At 59.7% G+C, this 21721-nt stretch carries 14 protein-coding genes; 9 read left to right on the top strand and 5 right to left on the bottom strand.

The window, feature by feature from the left end; translation table 11 throughout:
* Positions 1-26: 26 nt before the first annotated feature.
* The 3 genes from ACYU7Z_RS05590 to ACYU7Z_RS05580 all read right to left on the bottom strand — a co-directional run bounded on the left by ACYU7Z_RS05590 (position 27) and on the right by ACYU7Z_RS05580 (position 3334).
* Positions 27-821, bottom strand: coding sequence for a choice-of-anchor J domain-containing protein (locus ACYU7Z_RS05590; protein WP_460568231.1), 795 nt, complete (start codon positions 819-821; stop codon positions 27-29).
* Between the two features lie 18 nt (positions 822-839).
* Entirely contained in the window at positions 840-1622 is a 783-nt protein-coding gene (locus tag ACYU7Z_RS05585; RefSeq protein WP_460568229.1) for a choice-of-anchor J domain-containing protein, read from the bottom strand.
* 92 nt (positions 1623-1714) lie between these two features.
* A complete protein-coding gene (locus tag ACYU7Z_RS05580; protein WP_460568227.1) occupies positions 1715-3334 on the bottom strand; it encodes an acyl-CoA carboxylase subunit beta in 1620 nt (539 codons plus the stop codon).
* A 162-nt stretch (positions 3335-3496) separates the two neighbouring features.
* On the opposite strand from ACYU7Z_RS05580, the gene ACYU7Z_RS05575 reads away from it, so the two are divergent.
* The 6 genes from ACYU7Z_RS05575 to ACYU7Z_RS05550 all read left to right on the top strand — a co-directional run bounded on the left by ACYU7Z_RS05575 (position 3497) and on the right by ACYU7Z_RS05550 (position 15254).
* On the top strand, positions 3497-4036 hold the full coding sequence (locus ACYU7Z_RS05575) for a biliverdin-producing heme oxygenase (RefSeq protein WP_460568225.1): 540 nt from the start codon (positions 3497-3499) through the stop codon (positions 4034-4036).
* Positions 3994-5532, top strand: a complete 1539-nt coding sequence (locus ACYU7Z_RS05570; protein WP_460568223.1) for a GAF domain-containing protein — start codon at positions 3994-3996, stop codon at positions 5530-5532. The genes ACYU7Z_RS05575 and ACYU7Z_RS05570 overlap by 43 nt, the downstream gene beginning before the upstream one ends.
* Before the next feature lie 32 nt (positions 5533-5564).
* Positions 5565-9755 (top strand): chemotaxis protein CheB, encoded by a 4191-nt coding sequence (locus tag ACYU7Z_RS05565; protein WP_460568221.1) that lies wholly within the window; start codon positions 5565-5567, stop codon positions 9753-9755.
* 384 nt (positions 9756-10139) lie between these two features.
* Positions 10140-13586, top strand: coding sequence for a pyruvate carboxylase (locus tag ACYU7Z_RS05560; protein WP_460568219.1), 3447 nt, complete (start codon positions 10140-10142; stop codon positions 13584-13586).
* Positions 13587-13784: 198 nt separating this feature from the next.
* On the top strand, positions 13785-14909 hold the full coding sequence (locus tag ACYU7Z_RS05555) for an alkaline phosphatase family protein (protein ID WP_460568217.1): 1125 nt from the start codon (positions 13785-13787) through the stop codon (positions 14907-14909).
* 84 nt (positions 14910-14993) lie between these two features.
* Positions 14994-15254 carry a hypothetical protein gene (locus ACYU7Z_RS05550; protein WP_460568215.1) on the top strand — a complete coding sequence of 87 codons (261 nt, stop codon included), beginning with the start codon at positions 14994-14996 and terminating at the stop codon, positions 15252-15254.
* Positions 15255-15368: 114 nt separating this feature from the next.
* On the opposite strand, the gene cphA is transcribed toward ACYU7Z_RS05550, so the two are convergent.
* On the bottom strand, positions 15369-17993 hold the full coding sequence (cphA, locus tag ACYU7Z_RS05545; protein ID WP_460568213.1) for a cyanophycin synthetase: 2625 nt from the start codon (positions 17991-17993) through the stop codon (positions 15369-15371).
* A gap of 201 nt (positions 17994-18194) precedes the next feature.
* On the opposite strand from cphA, the gene ACYU7Z_RS05540 reads away from it, so the two are divergent.
* Both ACYU7Z_RS05540 and ACYU7Z_RS05535 read left to right on the top strand, forming a co-directional pair.
* On the top strand, positions 18195-19061 hold the full coding sequence (locus tag ACYU7Z_RS05540) for a cyanophycinase (RefSeq protein ID WP_460568211.1): 867 nt from the start codon (positions 18195-18197) through the stop codon (positions 19059-19061).
* An 82-nt stretch (positions 19062-19143) separates the two neighbouring features.
* Positions 19144-19329 (top strand): DUF3606 domain-containing protein, encoded by a 186-nt coding sequence (locus ACYU7Z_RS05535; RefSeq protein ID WP_460568209.1) that lies wholly within the window; start codon positions 19144-19146, stop codon positions 19327-19329.
* A gap of 117 nt (positions 19330-19446) precedes the next feature.
* Here the strand turns inward: ACYU7Z_RS05535 and ACYU7Z_RS05530 are convergent, their stop codons facing one another.
* Positions 19447-21132: a GAF domain-containing hybrid sensor histidine kinase/response regulator gene (locus ACYU7Z_RS05530; RefSeq protein WP_460568207.1), complete on the bottom strand. Its 1686-nt coding sequence runs from the start codon at positions 21130-21132 to the stop codon at positions 19447-19449.
* Between the two features lie 188 nt (positions 21133-21320).
* Here ACYU7Z_RS05530 and ACYU7Z_RS05525 point away from each other — a divergent pair, with 188 nt between their 5' ends.
* A complete protein-coding gene (locus tag ACYU7Z_RS05525) occupies positions 21321-21719 on the top strand; it encodes a four helix bundle protein (RefSeq protein WP_460568205.1) in 399 nt (132 codons plus the stop codon).
* Positions 21720-21721 lie beyond the last annotated feature (2 nt).

Raw genomic sequence — 21721 nt, 5'->3', positions numbered from 1 at the left:
CAGCCTCGCAGTATCGTGCATCGGGATCAGTTCTGGTGCGTGAATACGAGCTGGTCGATACCCACCACCGAAGCGTAGTTCGGACCCTGCAGGCCGGCGCTGCTGCCCACGTAGCGGAAGGCAAAGCGACCCGTCGACGTAACGCCGTTCGGGATGCCGCTGATGGTGACGGTGTATTTCGTCCAGGCTTCGGGATAGCCGCTCGGGTAGTTCTCGACATAGGTCGGGTTGATGTCGAGCAGCAGGTTGGTAAAGCTGCCTACCGAGGAAGCGTCGCCGCCCACGTTGGCCGAGCCATCGGTGAAGTTGGCGCGCACCTGCATGCGGTCGCGGGTGGGCGTAGCGGGATCGCCGGAGAGCGGGTCGACGGGGAAGTTTGAGTCGTCGACGGCGCGTGTCCAGAAGCTGATCTTGTCGCCGTTCTTCATCGGGAGTACCGGCGAGATGAGCCAGGCGCTGATATTGCCCGTGCCGGCTACGACGCTTACGTCGGCCGATACGAAGTCGTTGGGTGTTTTGCTTGCGGAGTGCGCGGGGAAGCCGAGGTAGGGAACGGGTCCGGCAAACTTATTCTGTACACCGGTGGCGGGCTCGTAGCGGCCCTGGCGCCAGCCTTGGGCGCCCATCGGCTCGGAGCGGTTGATGATCACCCAGCCCTTGCCGGCGAGATTGCCAACCGAATCAAATTCCTCTGTAAAAGAGCCGGGAACAAAACCGGAAGGAAGTCCTTCGGCGGCCGGCTTCGCATCTTTCACGCAGGAGAGCATCAGCGTGGCCAGCGCGGCAAATGTTGCCGTGCCTATGAGTATGTTTTTTTTCATGTCGCGATGTTTGAGGAGTTATTTATTGCGCGAGGCGCTTTTGTATTCAACCTTGTCGATGGCCACGCCGGAACCGTAGCCGGCATTACCGCCGCCGATCAGGTGGTAGCGGAAGGCAAAGCGGCCCGTGGCCGGCTTGGCAAGATCGTGAACGACGCCCACGAAGCGGGTCCAGCGGATCGGGTAAGCCAACGGGTCGAACAGCGCCGGGTTTGTATGGTTGTCGCGATAGAGCAGGTTGTGGTTGCTGTCGTAGTAATAGGGGTTGATGTCTACGAGGATCTTACCGAAGTCGCCGTAGCTGTTGCCGTCGCCCGGCTTGGCGTTGGCGCCGCTCGTGGAGATCAGCAGCTCCATGTGGTTGGCCCAGTCGGTGGAGTCGGTAACACCGCCGCCGGAGATATCGTCGACGTAGGCACGTGTATAGAATGAGATGGAGTCTCCGTTCTGCAGGGTAACGGCGGGGGAGATGAGCCAGTTGGCGATGATGGTCGAACCGCCCGATGTGGAGAGGTAGCCAGCACCTACGAAGCCGGCGTTGGAGCCGTTGTTGGAATAGGGAGCGAACCAGGGAATAAGGTCGCCGCCATTCTGCCATACAGCAGGCCCGACGGGCGAGCTGCCGTTGTGAAGTTCCCAACCACGCTGGAGAGCGGCGCTCAGGGTGTCGAATTCTTCCGAGAAGGATTGGTCCGCAACAGCCGGCATGGCGGTGAGGTAGGAGTCATTCTTGCAGGAGGCAAACAGCACTACGCCGAGACAGGCGTACAGACCCATACGCCCGATCGTGAATTTTCTCATAAAACGTTGTTAGTAGGTTTGGGCGTGAAAATAAGAAAAAAAGCGAAACGGGGCCGAAAGAGAAACGCCTTCGGCGCCGCGGGGCGCTGTCGTCAAACCTGGAAAACTCCCGTGCGGAAATCCTTCGCGATGGGCGCCTGCTGCGCCGCCGCGATCGCTTCCGAAACGAGCATCCGCGTGTCGGCCGGGTCGATGATCGCATCCACCCAGAGACGCGATGCCGCGTAGTAGGGCGAGGTCTGCTCCTCGTAGCGTCCCTTGATCCGCTGCAGCAGCTCCGACTCCACTTCGGGCGAGATCACTTCGCCCTTGGCCTTGAGCCCCGCCACCTGTATCTGCAGCAGGGTCTTCGCGGCCTGCTCACCACCCATCACCGCGATCTTTGCCGAAGGCCACGCGTAAATAAAGCGCGGATCGTAGGCCTTGCCGCACATGGCATAGTTGCCGGCGCCGTAAGAGTTGCCGACGATGATGGTGATCTTCGGTACGACACTGTTGGCAACCGCGTTCACCAGCTTCGCGCCGTCCTTGATAATCCCGCTGTGCTCCGAGCGCGAGCCGACCATAAAGCCGGTCACATCCTGGAGGAACAGGAGTGGAATCTTTTTCTGGTTGCAGTTCATGATGAAGCGGGCAGCCTTGTCGGCGCTGTCGTTGTAGATAACGCCGCCCATCTGCATCTCGCCTTTCTTATTCTTGACGATCTTGCGCTGGTTGGCCACGATGCCGACCGCCCAGCCATCGATGCGGGCATAGCCGCAGATGATCGTTTTGCCGTAGTCTTTTTTGTATTCCTCGAATTCCGATTCGTCCACGATGTGGCGGATCATTTCCACCATGTCGTACGGCTTGCTGTTGTCGGCGCCGATAAAGCCGTACAGGTCTTCAGCACGCAGCCTGGGCTTCTTCGGCTCGGCGCGGTCGAAGCCGGCGCTTTTTGGTTCGCCGAGCTTGTCCATGATCTTCTTCACCTGGTCGAGGCATTCCTGCTCGGTGGCGAATTTATAATCGGCGATGCCGGAGATCTCGGTGTGGGTGGCGGCACCGCCGAGTGTTTCGGTGTCGATGTCTTCGCCGATGGCAGCCTTCACGAGGTAAGGACCCGCGAGGAAGATGGAGCCCGCGCCTTCGACCATCAGCGTTTCATCGCTCATAATGGGCAGGTACGCACCGCCGGCTACACAGGCGCCCATCACCGCCGCGATCTGCACGATGCCCGCAGCGCTCATCTGCGCGTTGTTGTAAAAAATGCGGCCGAAATGTTCTTTGTCGGGAAAGATCTCGTCCTGCATCGGGAGGTATACACCCGCACTGTCCACGAGGTAAATGATCGGCAGGTGGTTCTGCAGCGCGATCTCCTGCAGCCGCAGGTTTTTCTTCCCCGTGATGGGAAACCAGGCGCCCGCTTTCACGGTCTGGTCGTTGGCCACAAGCACGCACTGGCGGCCGCTCACGTAGCCAATGCCGGCAACGGTGCCGCCGGCGGGACAACCCCCGTGCTCGGCATACATGCCGTAGCCCGCAAAGGCGCCGATCTCCACGAAGGGTGCGCCCTTGTCGGTGAGGTAGTCGATCCGCTCACGCGCGGTCAGCTTGTTTTTTTCTTTTTGCTTGGCGATGGCCTTGGCGCCGCCACCAAGATGAATGGTTTCGAGCAGCGCATTGGTTTTATCAACAAGGGCACGAAGAGGGGCAATCGTTTTTTCTTCCATACAGCAGGGGCATTTTCGGGTGCCCGCAAAGATAGGCGCTACCGCCGCTTTCCTTTTAACAGAGATTAACGGCGCACGGGAAGATCATTATCTTATTTTTATCGTATGGTTCACCCTGACCCGCACGCAGTTGCGTCTCGTTTGAAAAGCGATACGCGGCTTGTGCACGAAACCCTTGAAGCCCGCCTGCAACCGCAGCTCGAATCCATCGGCGACGCGGAATCGTATGCACGCCTGCTTCGTTCGTTCTACGCCTTTTACGCCAGCCTCGAGTCACGCATCGCCGCTGCCCTTCCCGCGGAGGCGCTTCCCGACATCGCCAGCCGCCGCAAGGCCGACTGGCTCCTTGACGACCTCGCCGCCCTAGGGCATCCCAGCACTGACGATATGCCCATGCCTGCAGCAACCGCGATCGATTCGGCAGCCGCGGCCTGGGGCGCGCTCTACGTGCTCGAAGGGTCTACGCTTGGTGGCCGCATTATCTGCCGCATGCTGTCCGCGCAGCTTCCCGGCGCGCCGCTTCGCTTTTTCTCGGGCTACGGCGCGCACACCGGTCCGTCCTGGATCGCGTTCCTCGCGGCCCTCGAGCAGGCCGCGCCGCGCCTGTCCTACGATGCCATCCGGCAATCGGCTACCCTCACGTTTCAATCCTTTGACCTTTGGCTACAACAACAACTCCCGGTGCTGAACAAAATCGCCTGAATTTCGACTCCGAGTTTTGCGGACGCGTACCCCTCAACCAGACCAACCTGGTGCAGCCCCACGGCGTGCTCCTGGTGGTGGCCCGCGAGGGCTGGCGCGTTCTGCAGTGCAGTGAAAATACCCTGGATCAATTCGGTATCGCCGCGGCCGATTTTGCCGGCACCTTACTGAGCGATCATATTTCCGATGAGCAGCTCGCGCGGCTCAGCGAGCGGATGTCGTCGGTGCCCGAAGGGAAGTTCCCGATACAGGTGTCCATCAACGGCCGCTCCTTCCTGCTGGTGGTCGAGCCGGTCGACGGCTACGTGCTGATGGAAGCCGAGCAGCTTCGCGATGTGGAGCCGAGCTTCGTGGATGTTTACGAGCGCCTCAAGTACGTGATGGCCGCTATCGAAGGCACGGAAGGAGTGGAAGAAGCCTGCAGCCTCATTGCCCGCGAGCTGAAGGCCTTCTCCGGCTTCGACAAGGTGATGGTGTACCGCTTCGACAAGCACTGGAACGGCGAGGTGATCGCCGAGGAGTGCGAGGAAGGCATGGAGCGGTATATGCACCAGTTCTTCCCGGCGTCCGACATTCCGCGGCAGGCGCGCGAGCTGTACCGGAAAAATCCCTACCGCCTTATTCCCAACGTCGACTATACACCCATACGCCTCCACCCGGTGCTGAACCCGCAAACGCATTCCTTCACCGACCTGTCGAACAGCAACCTGCGCAGCGTTGCCGGTGTGCACCTCGAGTACCTCCGCAACATGAAGGTGGTGGCCTCTATGTCGACGCGTATTTTGAAAGACGGGAAGCTGTGGGGCCTTATTGCCTGTCACCACCGCAGCCCACGCTACCTCAGCTACCAGGAATGCTCGGTGTTCGAGTTGCTCTCCACGTTCATCACCGCCAAGATCGGCGCCGTCGAAGACGCGCAGGTAGCGCAGAGCAAGGCCGAAGGGCATGCGGCGCTGGCGCGCATAGCCGAGGCCGTTTACCGCAGCGGCGACCTCCAGGCCGGTCTCGACCAGCAGGAGGAATCACTGCTGTCGCTGCTCGCCGCCGACGGGGTGGCCCTCGCGCGGCACCGCAGCATCCAGCACTGGGGCAGTACACCGTCGGCCGTAGAAATACAAGACCTCGTGTACTGGCTGCAGACCCACGAGGTAAAGCGCCTGTACCAGCAGCCCAGCCTTGCCGCCGAATACGAAGGCGCCGACCGCTTTGCCGAGGAAGCCAGCGGCCTGCTGGCCCTGCCGGTGCTTCCCGAGCGCGGCTATTACCTGCTTGCGTTCCGCAAGGAAGCCGTTCGCCGGATCAGCTGGGGGGGCAACCCCAACGAGGCGGTTCGCTTTGAAAGCGACGGCCAGCGGTACCACCCGCGGAATTCGTTCCAGCTCTGGCAGCAAACGCTCATGCATACAGCTCAGGAGTGGACCGAAACAGAAGAGCAGGTGGCTGAAACCTTTCGCCAATTTTTGCTCGAATACGCCCTTAAAACTGCTCAGGAATAACAAATAAGCTAATTTAGAGGGCCCCTTACCCCATGGAGCGAGAACAAGCCATATCATCCACCCGTGAAAAAGAACAATTTGTAGTCGCCATCGGCGCCTCTGCCGGGGGCCTCGAGGCCATCCACGAGTTCTTTGATCACATGCCCCACGACTCGAATTGCTCCTTCGTCATCATCCAGCACCTCTCGCCCGACTATAAAAGCCTCCTCGTGGAGCTCGTGTCGAAGCATACCAAGATGCACGTGCACGAGGCGCGCCACGATCAGCAGCTCGAACCCAACAGCGTCTACGTCATCCCGAACGACAAGCTCCTGAAGCTTCACGACGGACGCCTGCAGCTCAGTGAAAAGCATTTTGACAAGTCGATCAATACCGCCATCGATATCTTCCTGAAGTCGCTGGCCGAAGACCAGGGCGAGCATGCCATCGCCATTATCTTGTCGGGCACCGGTACCGACGGCACCCGCGGGATCGAAGCCGTGCAGCAAAACGGCGGCATGATCATCGTGCAGGACCCGAACAGCGCCAAGTTCGACGGGATGCCCAACAGCGCCATCGCCGCCGGCTATGCCGACTTTGTGCTGAGCCCGGGTCAGATGCCCGAGGAGATCCTCAACTATGCCCGGGAAAAGCCGGGCCGCCGCATCAACGCGGGACGCCCCGACGAGAACTCGCTGCCCGAGGTGCTGAAGCTCGTGGAGAAGCACTGCGGCTACGATTTTCACAACTACAAGTCGCCCACCATCATCCGCCGCATCCTGCGCCGCATGCACCATGTGGGCAAGAAAAAATTCGACGAATACCTGGAGCTCCTGCGCCGCGATTCCGAGGAGTGCAAAAGCCTCGGCAAGGAATTCCTGATCGGCGTTACCAAGTTCTTCCGCGATAGTGCCGCCTTCGACATCTTCACGAAGGAGGTGCTGCCCGAGGTGATCCGTGGCAAGGCCGACGAGGATGTGCTCAAGATCTGGGTCACAGCCTGCAGCACGGGCCAGGAGGCGTACTCCATGGCCATCCTCGTGAACGAGCAGCTGCGCCGCCACGAGCGCAACATCGAGGTAAAGATTTTCGCCACCGACATCGACATCGACGCCGTGGAAACGGCCGCGCGGGGCACTTACCCCGCGCCGCTGCTGGCCGATGTGGACCCGGAGATCCTGTCGCGCTACTTTGTCAAGCAGGGTGGCAACTACGTGGTAGCGCCCGCGATCCGGAAGCAGATCGTGTTTGCGCGCCACAACATCCTGAAAGACCCGCCTTTCATCAAGAACGATATCGTTACCTGCCGCAATATGTTGATCTATATGAACAACATCCTGCAGCGCCGCGTATTCTCAACGCTTCATTACGCGCTCAACAACGGCGGTATTCTCTTCCTCGGTCCCAGCGAAATCCCGGCATCGATCGCGGGCTCGCTGCAGGAGATCAGCTCGAAGTGGAAGATCTACCGCAAGACCGGCAATGAAAAGCACAGCCAGCAGGTGTACGACACCTCGAAGCCGCTCCGCGAAAGCCGCGCCGGCCGCGTGGTGAAGGATAACAATACGGCACGCGAACTGGCGGAAGACTTCCGCAACGTGCTTACCGACGAATACCGGTACGCCGCGGTCTACGTGGACCGCAATTACGAGATCAAGGAAGGCATCGGCGACTTCCGCCATTACCTTTCGCTCCCGCAGAAGATCGTTACCCTGAACGTGCTCAAGATGGTCGGCCCCGACCTCGCCATTGCCCTCAACTCCGGCCTCCGCAAGGCACTCAAGGATGGGACGAAGGTGGCAATGCAGGTGCGCCCGCGCACCGGCAGCGACGAAAAGGCGGTGCAGGTGATCGTAAAGCCGCCGCAGCATCCCGACGGGTTGATCATGATCGTGTTTGGCCAGGCCAGCGAGGAAGTGCACTTCCGCAGCAACGCCGAAATGACCGTTCCCACCGACAATGAAACGGCCGCTTACATCGCCGAGCTCGAAGACGAGCTCAAGGAAACGCGCATGAACCTGCAGATGGCGGTGGAAAGCCTCGAGACCACGAACGAAGAACTGCAGTCGAGCAACGAGGAACTGCTCTCGGCAAACGAGGAGCTGCAGTCGAGCAACGAGGAGCTGCAATCACTTAACGAGGAGCTGCATACACTGAACACCGAGCACCAGCTCCGGATCAAGGAGCTGCTCGAGCTCAACGACGACCTCAACAACTATTTCCGCAGCACCGAGATCGGGCAGGTGTTCGTGGACCGCAACGCCCGCATCCGGAAGTTCAACCCGGCGGCGGTGCAGCTGATCAACCTGATCGAAACCGATGTGGGCCGTCCCATCGAGCATATCTCCACGAACGTGCGCGACGAGAACCTCATGGAGGATGTGCGCCGCGTGCTCGAGCGCCAGGTGCAGATCGAAAAAGAAGTAACCACGCATGCCGACCGCATCGTTCTGATGCGCATCCTGCCTTATATCCGCCAGGACCATTTGGTTGACGGCGTGGTTATTACGTTCTATGATATCACCGCCACGCGCGAGCTGAACCAGATCGTCAAGGCCGTCTTCAATGCCTCGCTGAGCGCCGTGCTCGCGCTGCAAACCGTGCGCGACCTCGACGGCAACATCATCGACTTTACCTGCAAGGCTGCCAACCACGCTGCCGACGTTCTCATCGGCAAGCGCAACTACGAATACGTCAACGGCTCGCTGCGGGCTAACTTCCCGGATATCGCCAAGCAGGGCCTGTTTGCCAAATGCGTGGAGGTTGTCGAAACCGACCGCAACCTGCATATCGAGGTTCGCCTGCTCCGCGGTCAAACGGAAATTTGGTACGAGGTGGTGGGCGTGCGGATGATCGACGGCCTCGTGCTTACGTGGAGCGACATTACCGAGAAGAAGGAATCCGAAGAGAAGCTGCGCCGCAACTACCACGAGCTGGTACGCACCAAGGAAAACCTGAAGCTCCTCAACTCAAGCCTTGAGGAAAAAGTAACGCAGCGCACCTCCGAGCTGGCTTCGAGCGAAGAGCGCTTTCGTCTCATTGCCGCCTCCACCAATGATATGGTGTGGGACTGGAACCTCGTACAAAACGAGATGTGGTGGAGCGAAACCTTCTACCGACTCATCGGCGCCGCGTACCACGAAAACGAAGTGCAGCGCCCGACGCTCTGGCTCGATTACATCCATGCCGACGACAAGCCGCGCATCGAGAAAAGCATTCATCAATCGATCAATACGGGCCTCAACTGGTCGGAGCGTTTCCGCCTTCATAAGCAAGACGGCAGCTACGCGAGCATCTCGGGCCGCGGCGCCGTGATCGCCGACGAATATGGGGTTCCCTACCGGATGGTGGGCGCCCTTGTGGACATCACGAAGGCCGAGGAAGCCGAGCGCCAGCTGCACATCAAGAACCAGGAGCTCCAGCGTCTTCACGATGCACTGGAGCAGAAAGTGCTGGAGCGTACCCACGAGCTGCAGCGGAGCAATGCCGACCTCGAAGCCTCCAATTCAGAGCTGCTGCAATTTGCCTCCGTTGCCTCGCACGATCTTAAGGAGCCTCTGCGGAAGATCCACATCTTCAGCAATATCATCCGCGACCGCTACCTGAGCGGCGCCGACGATGGCGCGGTTGATTACATCACGCGGATCATCAACTCGTCGGCCCGGATGACGAAACTGATCAACGACCTGCTGGCTTATTCGCGCCTGTCTGTCAACCATTTCTTCGAGCATGTGGACCTTAATAAGGTTGTTGCCGAAGTGCTCAGCGACCTAGAGTTGTTTATCGAAGAGAAGGGCGCACAGGTGGAGGTGGACCAGCTCCCGGAGCTCGAAGCCGTGCCGGGCCAGCTCCGGCAGGTACTGCAGAACATCATCAGCAACGCCCTCAAGTTCACCCGCCCCGGTGTGCCGCCGGTGATCCAGGTGCGGAGCGAGCGGATTGCAGCGCTCAGTTTCGACAGCCCCGCGCAACCGGATGGCGACTATTTCCGCCTGACCATTTCGGACAACGGCATCGGCTTCGACGACCAATACGCCAACAAGATCTTCACCATCTTCCAGCGCCTTCATTCGCGGGAGAAATACGAGGGCACGGGCATCGGCCTGGCGATCACCAAGAAGATCGTCGACCGCCACAACGGCATCGTTACCGCCCACAGCCAGGAAGGGGCCGGCGCGACCTTCGTTATCGTACTGCCGCTGCGCCAGGAGCGCCGGGAGCAGTCTACAACAAGCGCAGATTGACATCCGGGAATCGGCAATCGGGAATCGGCAATAGTTGACGCCGCAATGGAAGTTGCTTAGGAGAGCAGTGCGTTTCGCGTCATTGCGAGCGCAGCGAAGCAAACTCGTGTTTTACGCAAGGTGCTGTGAAAAAAAAGTATTTCACGTTTTTTCGCTGGCAGTTTGAATTTTACCGCGGAGTGGGGGTATTCTCTTCATTATCATCTTTTAGTTGATTTCTCGATTCACGATTGACGATTCACGACTTTGGTCCGAAAATTTAGTGTCCTTCCCCCGACGCTTGCCTGCACTTGTTAGCCGGGCCTTCATGTACCTTGTACAAGAAGGGCCGCGCACGTTGCCAAATGCGGCACATTTGCGTTACACCCCGATACCACGCACTTCATGGAAAAAAAGATCCGAAAACTCCTGGTCGCCAACCGTGGCGAGATCGCCATTCGTGTGCTCCGCGCCTGCACCGAGCTGGATATACGCACCGTAGCGGTTTATACCTTCGAAGACCGCTACTCGCTGCACCGCTACAAGGCCGACGAGGCCTACCAGGTGGGCCGCGACGACGATCCCCTGAAGCCCTACCTCGACATCGAGGCCATTCTTCGCATCGCGCTCGACTGCGGCGCCGACGCCATTCACCCGGGCTATGGCTTCCTTTCGGAAAACTTCACGTTCGCCCGCCGCTGCCGCGAAGTGGGCATCACGTTTATCGGTCCCGACCCCGAAGTAATGCAGCAGCTTGGCGACAAGGTGCTGGCCAAGGATATCGCGCGGCAATGCGGCGTGCCGCTGATTGAGAGCAGCGTGGCCGAGCTGACTTCTGTAGAGGTGGCGCGAACCGAGGCCGGGCGGATCGGCTACCCGCTGATGCTCAAAGCCGCAGCGGGCGGTGGTGGCCGCGGGATGCGCGTTATCCGATCGGAGTCGGAGCTCGAGAAAAGCTTTCCGGAAGCCCGCCGCGAGGCTAAGAATGCCTTCGGCGACGATACCGTTTTCTTCGAGAAATTCATCGAAAATCCCAAGCATATCGAGGTGCAGGTGGTGGCCGACCGGCATGGCAACGTGATGCACCTCTACGAGCGCGATTGCAGCCTCCAGCGCCGCTTTCAGAAGATCGTCGAGGTGGCGCCCTCGTTCCACCTGCCCGCCCCGGTGAAGGAGCAGCTGTATGCGTACGCGGTGCAACTGTGCAAGGCTGTCAACTACAACAACGTCGGTACCGTCGAGTTTCTTGTAGACCAGGACGGCAAGGTGTATTTTATCGAGGTCAACCCGCGGATACAGGTGGAGCACACCGTGACCGAGATGGTTACGGGCTTCGATATTGTAAAAACGCAGATCCGGATTGCCGAAGGCGAGCGCCTGCACGACGAGGCCATCGGGCTGCCCGCGCAGGAAAAGGTGCCGCTTAACGGCTACGCCATCCAGTGCCGTATTACTACGGAAGACCCCGAGAACGACTTCATGCCCGACTACGGCACCGTGCTGGCCTACCGCAGCGCCGAGGGCTTTGGCATTCGCCTCGACGAAGGCAGTGTGTACAGCGGCGTCCGTATCTCGCCCTTCTTTGACTCGCTGCTGGTGAAGGTGACGGCGCACTCCTCGTCGGTGCACGACGCCGTGCAAAAGCTGCGGCGCGCGCTCAACGAGTTCCGGATACGTGGCGTCAACACCAACATCCGCTTCCTGCTCAACATCATCAGCCATCCAGAGTTCATCGCCGGCAATGCCACGGTGAACTTCCTGCAGCAGCACCCCGAGGTATTCACCTATAAAGTGGCGCAGGACCGCGGCACCCGCATTCTCCGCTACCTCGCCAACATCTCCGTCAACGGGCATCCCGACGTCAAGCATCCCGACAAGAACAAGCAGTTTGAGAAGCCCATTTCGCTTCCCTTCGACAGCAGCAAGGGCTTCGCGGACGGCACAAAGCAGCGGCTGGATCGCCTTGGCCCCGAGGCGTTCGCGGAGTGGCTGCTGGCGGAGAAGATGATCCACTATACCGACACTACTTACCGCGATGCGCACCAGAGCCTCCTGGCTACGCGCGTGCGCACGCTTGATATGCTGAAGGCGGCCTCGTCCTTCGCGCAGCATTTCCCGCAAACCTTTTCGATGGAAGTATGGGGCGGCGCCACCTTCGACGTGTGCATGCGCTTTCTCTACGAAGATCCCTGGCAGCGCCTCCGCCTCCTGCGCGCCGCCATCCCCAACATCCTGTTGCAGATGCTGCTCCGCGGCGCCAACGCCGTAGGCTATAAAGCCTACCCGGACAATCTCGTGGAGGCCTTCGTGGAAAAGAGCTGGCAGGAAGGCATCGACGTATTCCGCATCTTCGACTCGCTCAACTGGATGCCCAATATGGAGAAGAGCATCACGGCCGTGCGCGAAAAAACAAAAGCGATTGCCGAAGTGGCGATGTGCTACACCGGCGACATCCAGGACCACTCACGCCACAAATACACGCTGGCTTACTACCGGCAGTTTGCAAAGGACATCGAGAACAGCGGCGCCCATATTCTCGCCATTAAAGACATGAGCGGGCTGCTGAAGCCGATGGCCGCCTACGAGCTGGTGGGCGAGCTGAAGCAAACCGTAAAGATCCCCATCCACCTCCACACACACGACACCTCGTCGCTGCAGGCGGCTACGTATTTGAAGGCCATCGAGGCAGGCGTGGATGTGGTGGATGGCTGTATCGGCGCCCTCTCCGGGCTCACCTCGCAACCCAATCTCAACGCGCTGGTGGAGATGATGCGCTTCCAGGAGCGCGACAATCCCTACGATATTGAAACGCTCAACCAGCACTCCACGTACTGGGAGGCGGTGCGCGAATACTATTACCCATTCGAAAGCGGAATGAAGGCTTCGAGCGCCGAGGTGTTCTACCACGAGATACCCGGCGGGCAATACTCCAACCTGAAGCCGCAGGCACAGTCGCTTGGCCTCGGCGACCGGATGGAAGACATCAAGAAGGCCTACCGCGAGGTGAACGAGCTGTTCGGCGATATCGTAAAGGTGACGCCGAGCTCCAAGGTCGTTGGCGACATGGCGCTGTTTATGGTGACCAACGACCTCAGCAAGGAAGATATTCTCGAGCGCGGCCACAGCCTCAACTTCCCCGAGTCGGTGGTGTCGCTGTTTCGCGGCGATATCGGCCAGCCTGTCGGCGGCTTCGACCCGAGGCTGCAGAAGATCATCCTCCGCGACGTGAAGCCGTACACCGAGCGGCCAAACGAGCACCTGGCGCCCATCGATTTCGACGCCGAGATGAAGGCCTTCCGTGAAAAGTTCGGGGAATCCGTTACGGACACGGACCTGCTTTCCTACCTGCTCTACCCGAAGGTGTTCGAGGCCTACTGGGAACAGCGCAACGCCTATGGCGAGCTGTGGCCGGTGCCGACGCTCAACTTCTTCTACGGGCTCTGCAACGACGAGGAAGTACTCATCACCATCGACAAGGGCAAGAGCATCCTGGTGCGCCTGCTCACCTGCAGCGAGCCCGACGCCGAAGGCAAGCGGAAGGTCTTCCTGCGCCTCAACGGCCAGACGCGTATCATCGAAGTCCAGGATGCGACCATCAAGACCGTCGTGGCGGAAAATGAAAAAGCCGACAAGGCAAACCCCGGGCATGTGGCCGCGCCGCTGCAGGGTAAGCTCTCGCAGTTCCTCATCAAGGAAGGGCAGGAGGTGAAGGCCAACCAGCCGCTGTTTGTGATCGAGGCGATGAAGATGGAAACCACCATCACCGCCACCCGGCCTGGCAAAGTGGGCCGGCTCGCGCTCCATGCCGGCAAGATGGTGAAGGCCGACGACCTGGTGCTGGTGCTGGAATAGGGGAAGGTGTCTGATGGAGGATGTCGGATGGCTGATGTACGGCCAGGTGGGATCCTACATCCGAGATCCTAAATCAGAGATCCGAGATCCTACATCAGAGATCCGAGATCCTACATCCGAGATCCTCCATCGGGCATTTTTAACGTTTGGCACAGAATTGTATCTGGTGTAAGGGTAACCTGACCTAAAACACCTTACATGAAACTCCGATTGGTGCTTGGATTGTTGCTTTGCTGGGGGGCCACACTCGGCGGCGGCGATCTTCGCGCCCCCGATGCGCCCAGCGGCCAGAACCTGTTTGTCATCACGCTCGACGGCTACCGCTGGCAGGAACTCTTTGGCGGTGCCGATTCGGCCCTCATCAACAACCCGGCATGGACCTCTGATATCTCGTTCACCAAGGCGCTGTATTGGGCCGACAACCCGCAGGAGCGCCGCGCCAAGCTGATGCCGTTCTTCTGGAACGTGATCGCGCGCCAGGGCCAGCTGCACGGCAACCGCGCCGTCGGCAACCTTTGCAACACGCGCAACCTGTACCAGATTTCCTACCCGGGGTACAACGAGATCTTCACCGGCGAAACGGACGTCTTCATTTCCAGCAATAAGAAGGTACACAACGGCAACCGCAACATGCTTGAGTACATCAACGATGTGCCCGGGTACAAAGGCGAAGTGGCCGCATTCACTTCCTGGGATGCCTTTCCCTATATCCTCAACCGCGAGCGGAGCGGCTTCTTTCTCAACAGCGGCGCGGAGGCCGTCACAGGCGACGGACTCGGCGAAGGCCAGCGCTCACTCAATGCGATCCTGGCCCACCCGAGCGACCCGGGGCGCGCCACACGCGACGACCGCATCACCTTCCTTTCGGCGATGGATTATATCCGGCGGAAAACACCCAAGGTCTTTTTCCTCGGCTTCAGCGGCACCGACGATGCGGGCCATGAGAAAAGCTACGACCGCTACCTCCGCAGCGCCAACGAGGCCGACCGGATGATCGGCGAGTTGTGGAGCTTTGTGCAATCTCTTCCGCAGTATAGGGACAATACCACGTTTCTTATTACCACCGATCACGGCCGCGGCGAGAAGGCCGATAACTGGTACGACCATGGCTTCTTTGTCGGGGGCTCCTCGCAAACCTGGGTGGCCCTGCTCGGTAGCCAGGTAAAAGCACTTGGTGAATGCAGCAATAAGGCACAGCTCTATCAAAAGCAGCTTGCCGGCTCGATGGCCTGGCTCCTGGGACTTCGCTCCCGCAGCAGCAACATGCTCCCGCTCACCTGCTTCGAACCCGCGCCGGGCGCAGCTTCTGTGGCAGCACGGTAGTGCCGGGAGGCAGCAGGAAAAACGTTTCGCCCTGGAGGAACTGGCAGCATTTTTAACCCGGTTCCCCTACAAAAAATAGTGACCATGGGAATGCAGATCGTTGTAGACTATAACGATAGGGCGGTGACCTACGATGTAACCGCGCAGGAGACGGGGGTGTACCGTCTTTGCCTGAGTGATGGCGCCGCGAATAGAGGGGAGGGGTATATTCCCAGCAAGATCAACATACGCCGCAAAGGCAAGCTCTGGGTATCCGACCTGGAGAATTACCGCGACCTCGTGGCGCTGCTGCTTCTTGAGTTGCTGCGCTTTCAGCCCGAAGCCAAAGGAAAGCGTTCGGCGTAGCTACCAGGGTTTCGCTCTTCCTGCGCAGTATCGCAGAAGCAAAAAGCGTTCTTCTCTGTCAAAGAAAGAAGCCCCGGTCTGCGGGGCTCCTGTTTTTTCAAAATCATGCAGGCGCTATACCGCCATCCGCGCGGCCGCGCTAGTGCGCGCCAGTTCCCTGACCCGCGCGAGTACGGCCTGTACGTCCTCTACAAGTATAACTACAAGGTCGCCGGTCTCGGCCTTCGAGAGCGCACAGTCGACGGCTTCGAGCTCGTTGGCGCAATACGATACTTTTTTGCCGGGCAGCGCCTGGTGGATACCGCTGCGCAGGAGCGATGATATCTCGAATTCGGTGCGCCCCCGCAGGTCGGCGTCGCAGCGGATCACGATCTCATCAAAGATCTGCGCGGCTTCGGCACCCATGGCGATAATATCCTCGTTGCGGCGGTCGCCGACACCGGTGATGACACCGACGGCGCGCTTTGTGCGGACGGCCTTCACGTACTCGCCGAGCGCATGGAGGCCATGTGCATTGTGCGCGTAGTCGACCAGCACCGTGCAGTGTCCGAGGTCGAAGCGGTTCATACGGCCTGGCGTGTCTTCGGCCGAATTGCGGAAGCGACGCAGGATGCAGCGGATCGCGGGCATCGAGATCCCGGATACGTAGGCCGCCAGCGTTGCGGCAAGCACATTGGCGATGTTGAAGCCCGCCGTGCCGCCATGCGTCAGCGGCACATGCTCCACGGCTTCGATGGGGATCAGCTGGTTGCCCTTGCGGAGCATGATGTAGCCTTCGTCGTAGGTAGCTGCGAGGCCACCGGCGGCGCAATGCCGCTGAATGCGGATGTTGTCCGGGTGAAGCGAGAAGAGCAGCACCTCGCCGGCAACATGCTCGCGGAGGGCGTACACGCGGTCGTCGTCGGCATTCAGCACTACGTGTCCGCCACGCCGGACGGAGGCCGCCACGACGCCTTTCACGCGCGCCAGCTGGTCGAGGGTATGAATGCCGCCAAGACCGAGGTGGTCTTCGGCGATGTTGGTGATCACGGCCACATCGCAATGGTCGAAGCCAAGCCCGGAGCGGAGAATGCCGCCGCGCGCGCATTCCAGTACAGCAAACTCAACGGCCGGGTCCTTGAGGAGTGCCTGTGCGGAGGCCGGGCCGCTGCAGTCGCCGTTGTAGATCAGTTCATTATTCAGGTAGATGCCATCAGTCGTCGTAAGACCCGTTACGAAGCCACCCTGCCGCGCCATACCCGCAATAAGCCTTGTGGTCGTGGTCTTTCCGTTGGTGCCGGTTACCGCCACAATGGGAATACGCCCGGTGCCCCCTTCCGGGAACAGCATATCGAGCACCGGCGCCGCTACGTTGCGCGCCTGGCCGTGCGTCGGCTCCAGGTGCATGCGGAAGCCCGGCGCCGCGTTGACCTCGATGACGGCGCCGCCGTTTTCTGTAACAGCTGTGGAGAGATCGGGCGCGATGATGTCGATGCCGCAGATATCGAGGCCGATGATACGGGCCGCTCGCTCAAAGAGGCGGATATTGGCTGGGTGCACGCGGTCGCTGACGTCTTCGGCGGTGCCGCCGGTGCTGAGGTTGGCGGTGGATTTGAGGTACACCGTTTCGCCTTCGGCCGGTATACTGTTCAGGGTAAATCCACGTGCCGCCAGCAGGTCGAGCGAAGCCTGGTCGATCTCGATCCGGGTAAGCACGTTGGCATGACCATCACCGCGGCGCGGATCGCGGTTGACTTCCTCCAGCAGCTGCGCGATCGTGTGTAATCCATCGCCTGTTACCGCTGCCGGTGTACGGCGCGCTGCCGCTACAAATTTGTAATTGACCACAAGCGCGCGGAAGTCGCTACCGTAGATATACTGCTCCACTACTACGCTCGATGAATAGAGAAGAGCCCGGGCAAAGGCTTCGCGTGCCGCCTCCTCGCTGCGTATGTTGACCGTAGCCCCTTGTCCCTGGTGGCCGTCGAGCGGCTTGATCACAAGCGGGAACCCGAGGCTGCGGATCGTGTCGGGCAGGTTGTCCACCTGCCGCAGCACCTCGCCCTTCGGTACAGGCACAAAGGCGGCGGCCAGCAGCATTTTTGCCGCGTGCTTGTCGCCGGCCTTGTCGACAGCGATAGCGCTCGTGCCGCTGCTGATGGTGGCTTCGATCCGTTTCTGGCGCGTGCCGTAGCCCAACTGGATATAGGCGTCGTCGTCGAGCCGGAGCACCGGGATGCCGCGCCTCCTGGCCTCCGCTACCAGCGAGCCCGTGCTCGGTCCGAATGCTTCCTGCCCGTGCAGCGCACGCAGCTCGTCGATAAGGCTGCCGTAGTTATACGGTCTGCCTTCGAGCAGCGCGCCCACAAACTCCAACGCACCTTCGGCGGCCCTGCGTCCGCAGCCTTCCGTGCAATACTCAATGGCAAGGCCGTACTCACCCGGTTTGCCGGTGGGCTGTACCTGCGCAAAGTGGCAGGGGGCACCCGCGAGCTGCTGAAGCTCCAGGGCCGCAACGGCAATCAATTCGCCGAGTGCCTGTCCGGGCGGCAGGGCAAGGAGCGATGTGCACAGGCCGCGGGCGTAATGCCGCTTCCCGAGCGCCGGCAGGCTTTGGGTAAGGGCGCGCGCAACCTCGGGTAATTTGTCTGTGTGTTGGATAAGGGTACGCTGCAGGTCAAGTTGCAGCACGATCAATTGCGGATGCTGCAGCGACCAGTAGTTTGGCCCGCGCAACACGTTCAGACTCTTCAATAGCATGCAATCCTCCGTGGTTTTAGAATCGGTATTGCCGAAAATAGTGTGCCATTGAACGGCTCGGATGGTAGTAGCAGGTACGCCGTTTACCGGGCAGGATTGGGGAAATGCGTCGTCGCCGGACTGTTGCGCGAATGGAACAGTTGACGCCTCCCGCGGCGCAGGTCAGCAGGAACCCGGCACAGCTTTTTTGACAACAGCAGTATGACCCATCCTAAAGGCTTTCTCGTCTCCATCGGCGGAGCCGAGGACAAAGGGAACGACAGCGATGTGCCGGAACCGAACGAGCTGGATTTCTTCCGGTACGGCATCCTGGAAAACGTGCGGGCGCTGATGAAGCGCGAAGCGCCGCACGTGGAGGTCATCACTACGGCCTCCGCCACGCCCGACGAACATTACCGGGAATACCGCAAGGCCTTTCGGAAACTCGGTTTCGACGAGGTGGGACATCTGCGGATCCGCGACCGCACCGACGCGGAGGACCCAGAGCTGCTGGACCGGATCGCGCGCTGCGACGGTGTGATGATCACCGGCGGCGACCAGTTGCGTCTTTGCTCGGTGCTGGGAGGGACCGCGGCTTTCGACCTGCTGCGCCGGCGCTACCACGATGAGCCCTTCGTGATCGCGGGCACCAGTGCCGGAGCGGCCTGCATGAGCAGCACCATGATCACCGGCGGGGACCCGGCAAAAGCGTACTTCAAAGAGGAGGTGCGCCTCAGTATGGGTCTCGGCTTGCTCACCGACGTGATCATCGACACGCACTTCGACAAGCGGGGCCGCTTCGGGCGTCTCGCACAGGCCATTGCCGCCCAGCCCGGCGCCATCGGTATCGGGCTGGGTGAAGACACCGGGATCGTAGTGGAAAGCGGCAACCGCTTCCGCGCGATAGGCTCCTCATCTGTCGTCGTTATCGACGGGCATAACGTACACTATAATAACATCGCGGCCATCAAAAGCGGGGCGCCCATTTCCATTGCGGGCCTCCTGGTGCATATCATGACCTATGCCGATGAGTTCAACATTTCCACCCGGGTTTTCAGTGGAAATAAGTTTGAGCGGCATGAGTCGTAAGGCCTTCCTGAATCAGCCGCAGGCACCCCTGCTTTGTTCACTCTGGCACTATTTTTCGGCAGGTAGCGCTAAACACTTTACTATGGCAGACAATAAGAACATGCGTGACGGACGCGATCGCGCGCGGGTGTCGGGTGAAGAGAAATACGAGGTGCAGTACATCGCCGGGAAGTTCAACGTTTCGGCCGAAGAAGTGCGCCGCATCATCAAGGAAGTCGGGAACTCCCGCGAGAAGATCGAAGAGCGTCTCCGTAGCGGTCGTCGCTAGCGACCGCTTGTTTGAATAGGGTAGGGGCCGCCGGGAGGTGGCCTCTTTTTTTGAAAAGCCGTGTCGCCACTCGGCAGGCAAACGCGTCATTCATTGCCGGCCGGAGAGCAGGTCTCCTTACATATTGCTGGGAATTTTTCCGCGCAGCACGCCGGTGAGCTTGCTGCACAACTCGGCGCGGTCGAAGGGTTTGGAAACGGAGTCGGTGAAACCGAGCGCCGGCAGGTCCTGCTCCTCTTTCGCAAATGCGTTGGCGCTGATGGCGTAGATCGCGCCGTCGTAGCCCCGCGCGCGCAGTTGCTCCGTAGCGCTGTACCCATCGAGCACGGGCATCTGCAGGTCCATGAAAATGACATCGTATTGTTTCTGCGCGGCCATCTCGAGCGCCAAAGCACCGTTGGCTGCGTGATCGGGCTCCACCTTCCAAAGCTGCAGGTATTTGCGGAGTACCACCCAGTTGAGCGGGTTGTCTTCGGCCACAAGCACGCTGAGCCCGGGGAATGCCGCTGTTTCTTCGGGTCTCGGTTGCCCTTCGCCACGGCTGCTCCGGGCCAGCGGCTTCCGCAGTGGCAAGGTGAAATAAAACGTGGAGCCTTCGCCGGGCTTCGAGCGGACGAAGATCTCGGAGCCTTGCAGCTCGAGGATCTTTTTGCTGATGGCGAGACCAAGACCTGTACCTCCGAATTGCCGCGAAATGCCCGCGTGTGCCTGGCTGAATTCGTCGAAGATCTTTTCCAGCCCGCTTTCGTCGATGCCGATGCCGGTGTCCTTTACGGCGAAGTAAATATCAAAATGCTCGTCGCCCGTTTGCTGCAGCTTCACCTGCAATTGAACGCTCCCTTTTTCGGTAAACTTCACGGCGTTGCCCAGCAGGTTGTGCAGCACCTGGGTGAGGCGCGCGGGATCGCCGTTGACACGCTCGGGCACCGACGAATCGATACTCACGTCGAGCCGGATGCCCTTGGCCGTTGCCGACACAGCGTGGCTGCGACCGACCTCGCGGATGATGTTGCCGAGATTGAAATCGATCCGCTCGAACGAAAGGACGTTCCCGGTGATCTTGTTGTAGTCGAGAACGTCGTTGACGACGCTGAGCAGGTGGTCGGCCGCGAAGCGGAGCGAGTGCAGGTATTCGAGTTGCTGCGGCGCCGGGTTTTCGGCCAGCAGCAGGTTGGTCATACCGATGACGCCATTGAGGGGTGTCCTGATCTCGTGGCTCATCGTGCTGAGGAATTGCTTCTGCGTCTTCGAGGCGATCTCGGCAAGCTGCTTCAATTGGAGCTGTTCGCGGGCGATCTGCTTCAGCTGCTCGTTCTTCTTGCGGAATTCGAGCAGGAGCGAGGCCTGCCGCGCCAGCCCTTGCAATGTCGTTTTTTGAAGATCGTTTAACTGACCAGGCCTGTCGGAAAAAACGCAGACGGTGCCGAGCGAGAAGCCGCCGGGCGAGATGATCGGCGCCCCTGCGTAAAACCGGACCTTGGGATCATGCTGAACACCCGGCAGGTCGCAAAAGCGCTTGTCCTCGAGGGTGTTTTCCACCACGAATAATTCGGTGCCCAGGATCACATGCTGGCAGATGGTGATCTCACGCGGTGTTTCTGCAACCGGGTAGCCCACGGATGCCTTGTTCCATTGGCGGTGCTCGTCGATCAGCGATACGAGCGACATCTGCGTGCCGCATATCAGGTTCGCTAGCTCGGCGAGCTCATCGAAATCGCGTTCCGGCCCGGTATCGAGAATACCGTAGGAATACAAATCTTCGAGTCGTTGCTGTTCGTTGGAAGGTAGGGCGGCGGAGGGCATACTTAGGCTAAAGGTACCCAGAATGTCGGTTTTTTCACGTTTTCGGTCTCCGGTTTCCGGTTTTGGTTTTCGGATCTGGATTTTCCTGTTTTGAGTTGGAGGTTTCCGGTAGCTCCTTTATTTTTGATATGCATCTCCCCGCGCAATTTCCTCTTCGTAAGAACGGCCACGTTTTTTGAATCGTTCTTATGCCTACCATTAAAAAGCTCGAAGACCTCGTTGTCTGGCAACGCGCCAGGGCGCTATGCCAAAAAATCTATGCGCTAACGTTTAGGCCACCAATTTCAGTCGATTTCCGGTACAAAGACCAGATAAGAGGGAGCAGTGGCGGCATCATGGACAATATCGCCGAAGGCTTTGAGCGAGGCAGCCGGCTCGAATTTATCAATCACCTCGGGTATGCGAAAGGGGAATGCGGCGAGCTCAAGTCCCAACTATACCGTGGGCTGGATGTCCACTACATCTCCAGCGAGCAATTCAGCGAGCTCTATACGGAAACGGACTCAGTAGCTGCTTCGCTGAGCCGCCTGATAAGCTATTTAAATCGATCCGATACCAAGGGCCAGAAATTCAAGGGCCGCATATAGCC

Source organism: Flaviaestuariibacter terrae (genome assembly GCF_054777635.1).
This window is presented reverse-complemented; position numbering and strand designations above follow the sequence as displayed.

Excerpts from the sequence above, each read along its gene's own strand:
- ACYU7Z_RS05580 (WP_460568227.1), bottom strand. The coding sequence starts at position 3,334 with ATGGAAGAAAAAACGATTGCCCCTCTTCGTGCCCTTGTTGATAAAACC.
- ACYU7Z_RS05565 (WP_460568221.1), top strand. The coding sequence starts at position 5,565 with ATGGAGCGAGAACAAGCCATATCATCCACCCGTGAAAAAGAACAATTT.
- cphA (WP_460568213.1), bottom strand. The coding sequence starts at position 17,993 with ATGCTATTGAAGAGTCTGAACGTGTTGCGCGGGCCAAACTACTGGTCG.
- ACYU7Z_RS05550 (WP_460568215.1), top strand. The coding sequence starts at position 14,994 with ATGGGAATGCAGATCGTTGTAGACTATAACGATAGGGCGGTGACCTAC.
- ACYU7Z_RS05540 (WP_460568211.1), top strand. The coding sequence starts at position 18,195 with ATGACCCATCCTAAAGGCTTTCTCGTCTCCATCGGCGGAGCCGAGGAC.
- ACYU7Z_RS05590 (WP_460568231.1), bottom strand. The coding sequence starts at position 821 with ATGAAAAAAAACATACTCATAGGCACGGCAACATTTGCCGCGCTGGCC.
- ACYU7Z_RS05525 (WP_460568205.1), top strand. The coding sequence starts at position 21,321 with ATGCCTACCATTAAAAAGCTCGAAGACCTCGTTGTCTGGCAACGCGCC.
- ACYU7Z_RS05530 (WP_460568207.1), bottom strand. The coding sequence starts at position 21,132 with ATGCCCTCCGCCGCCCTACCTTCCAACGAACAGCAACGACTCGAAGAT.
- ACYU7Z_RS05555 (WP_460568217.1), top strand. The coding sequence starts at position 13,785 with ATGAAACTCCGATTGGTGCTTGGATTGTTGCTTTGCTGGGGGGCCACA.
- ACYU7Z_RS05535 (WP_460568209.1), top strand. The coding sequence starts at position 19,144 with ATGGCAGACAATAAGAACATGCGTGACGGACGCGATCGCGCGCGGGTG.
- ACYU7Z_RS05560 (WP_460568219.1), top strand. The coding sequence starts at position 10,140 with ATGGAAAAAAAGATCCGAAAACTCCTGGTCGCCAACCGTGGCGAGATC.
- ACYU7Z_RS05585 (WP_460568229.1), bottom strand. The coding sequence starts at position 1,622 with ATGAGAAAATTCACGATCGGGCGTATGGGTCTGTACGCCTGTCTCGGC.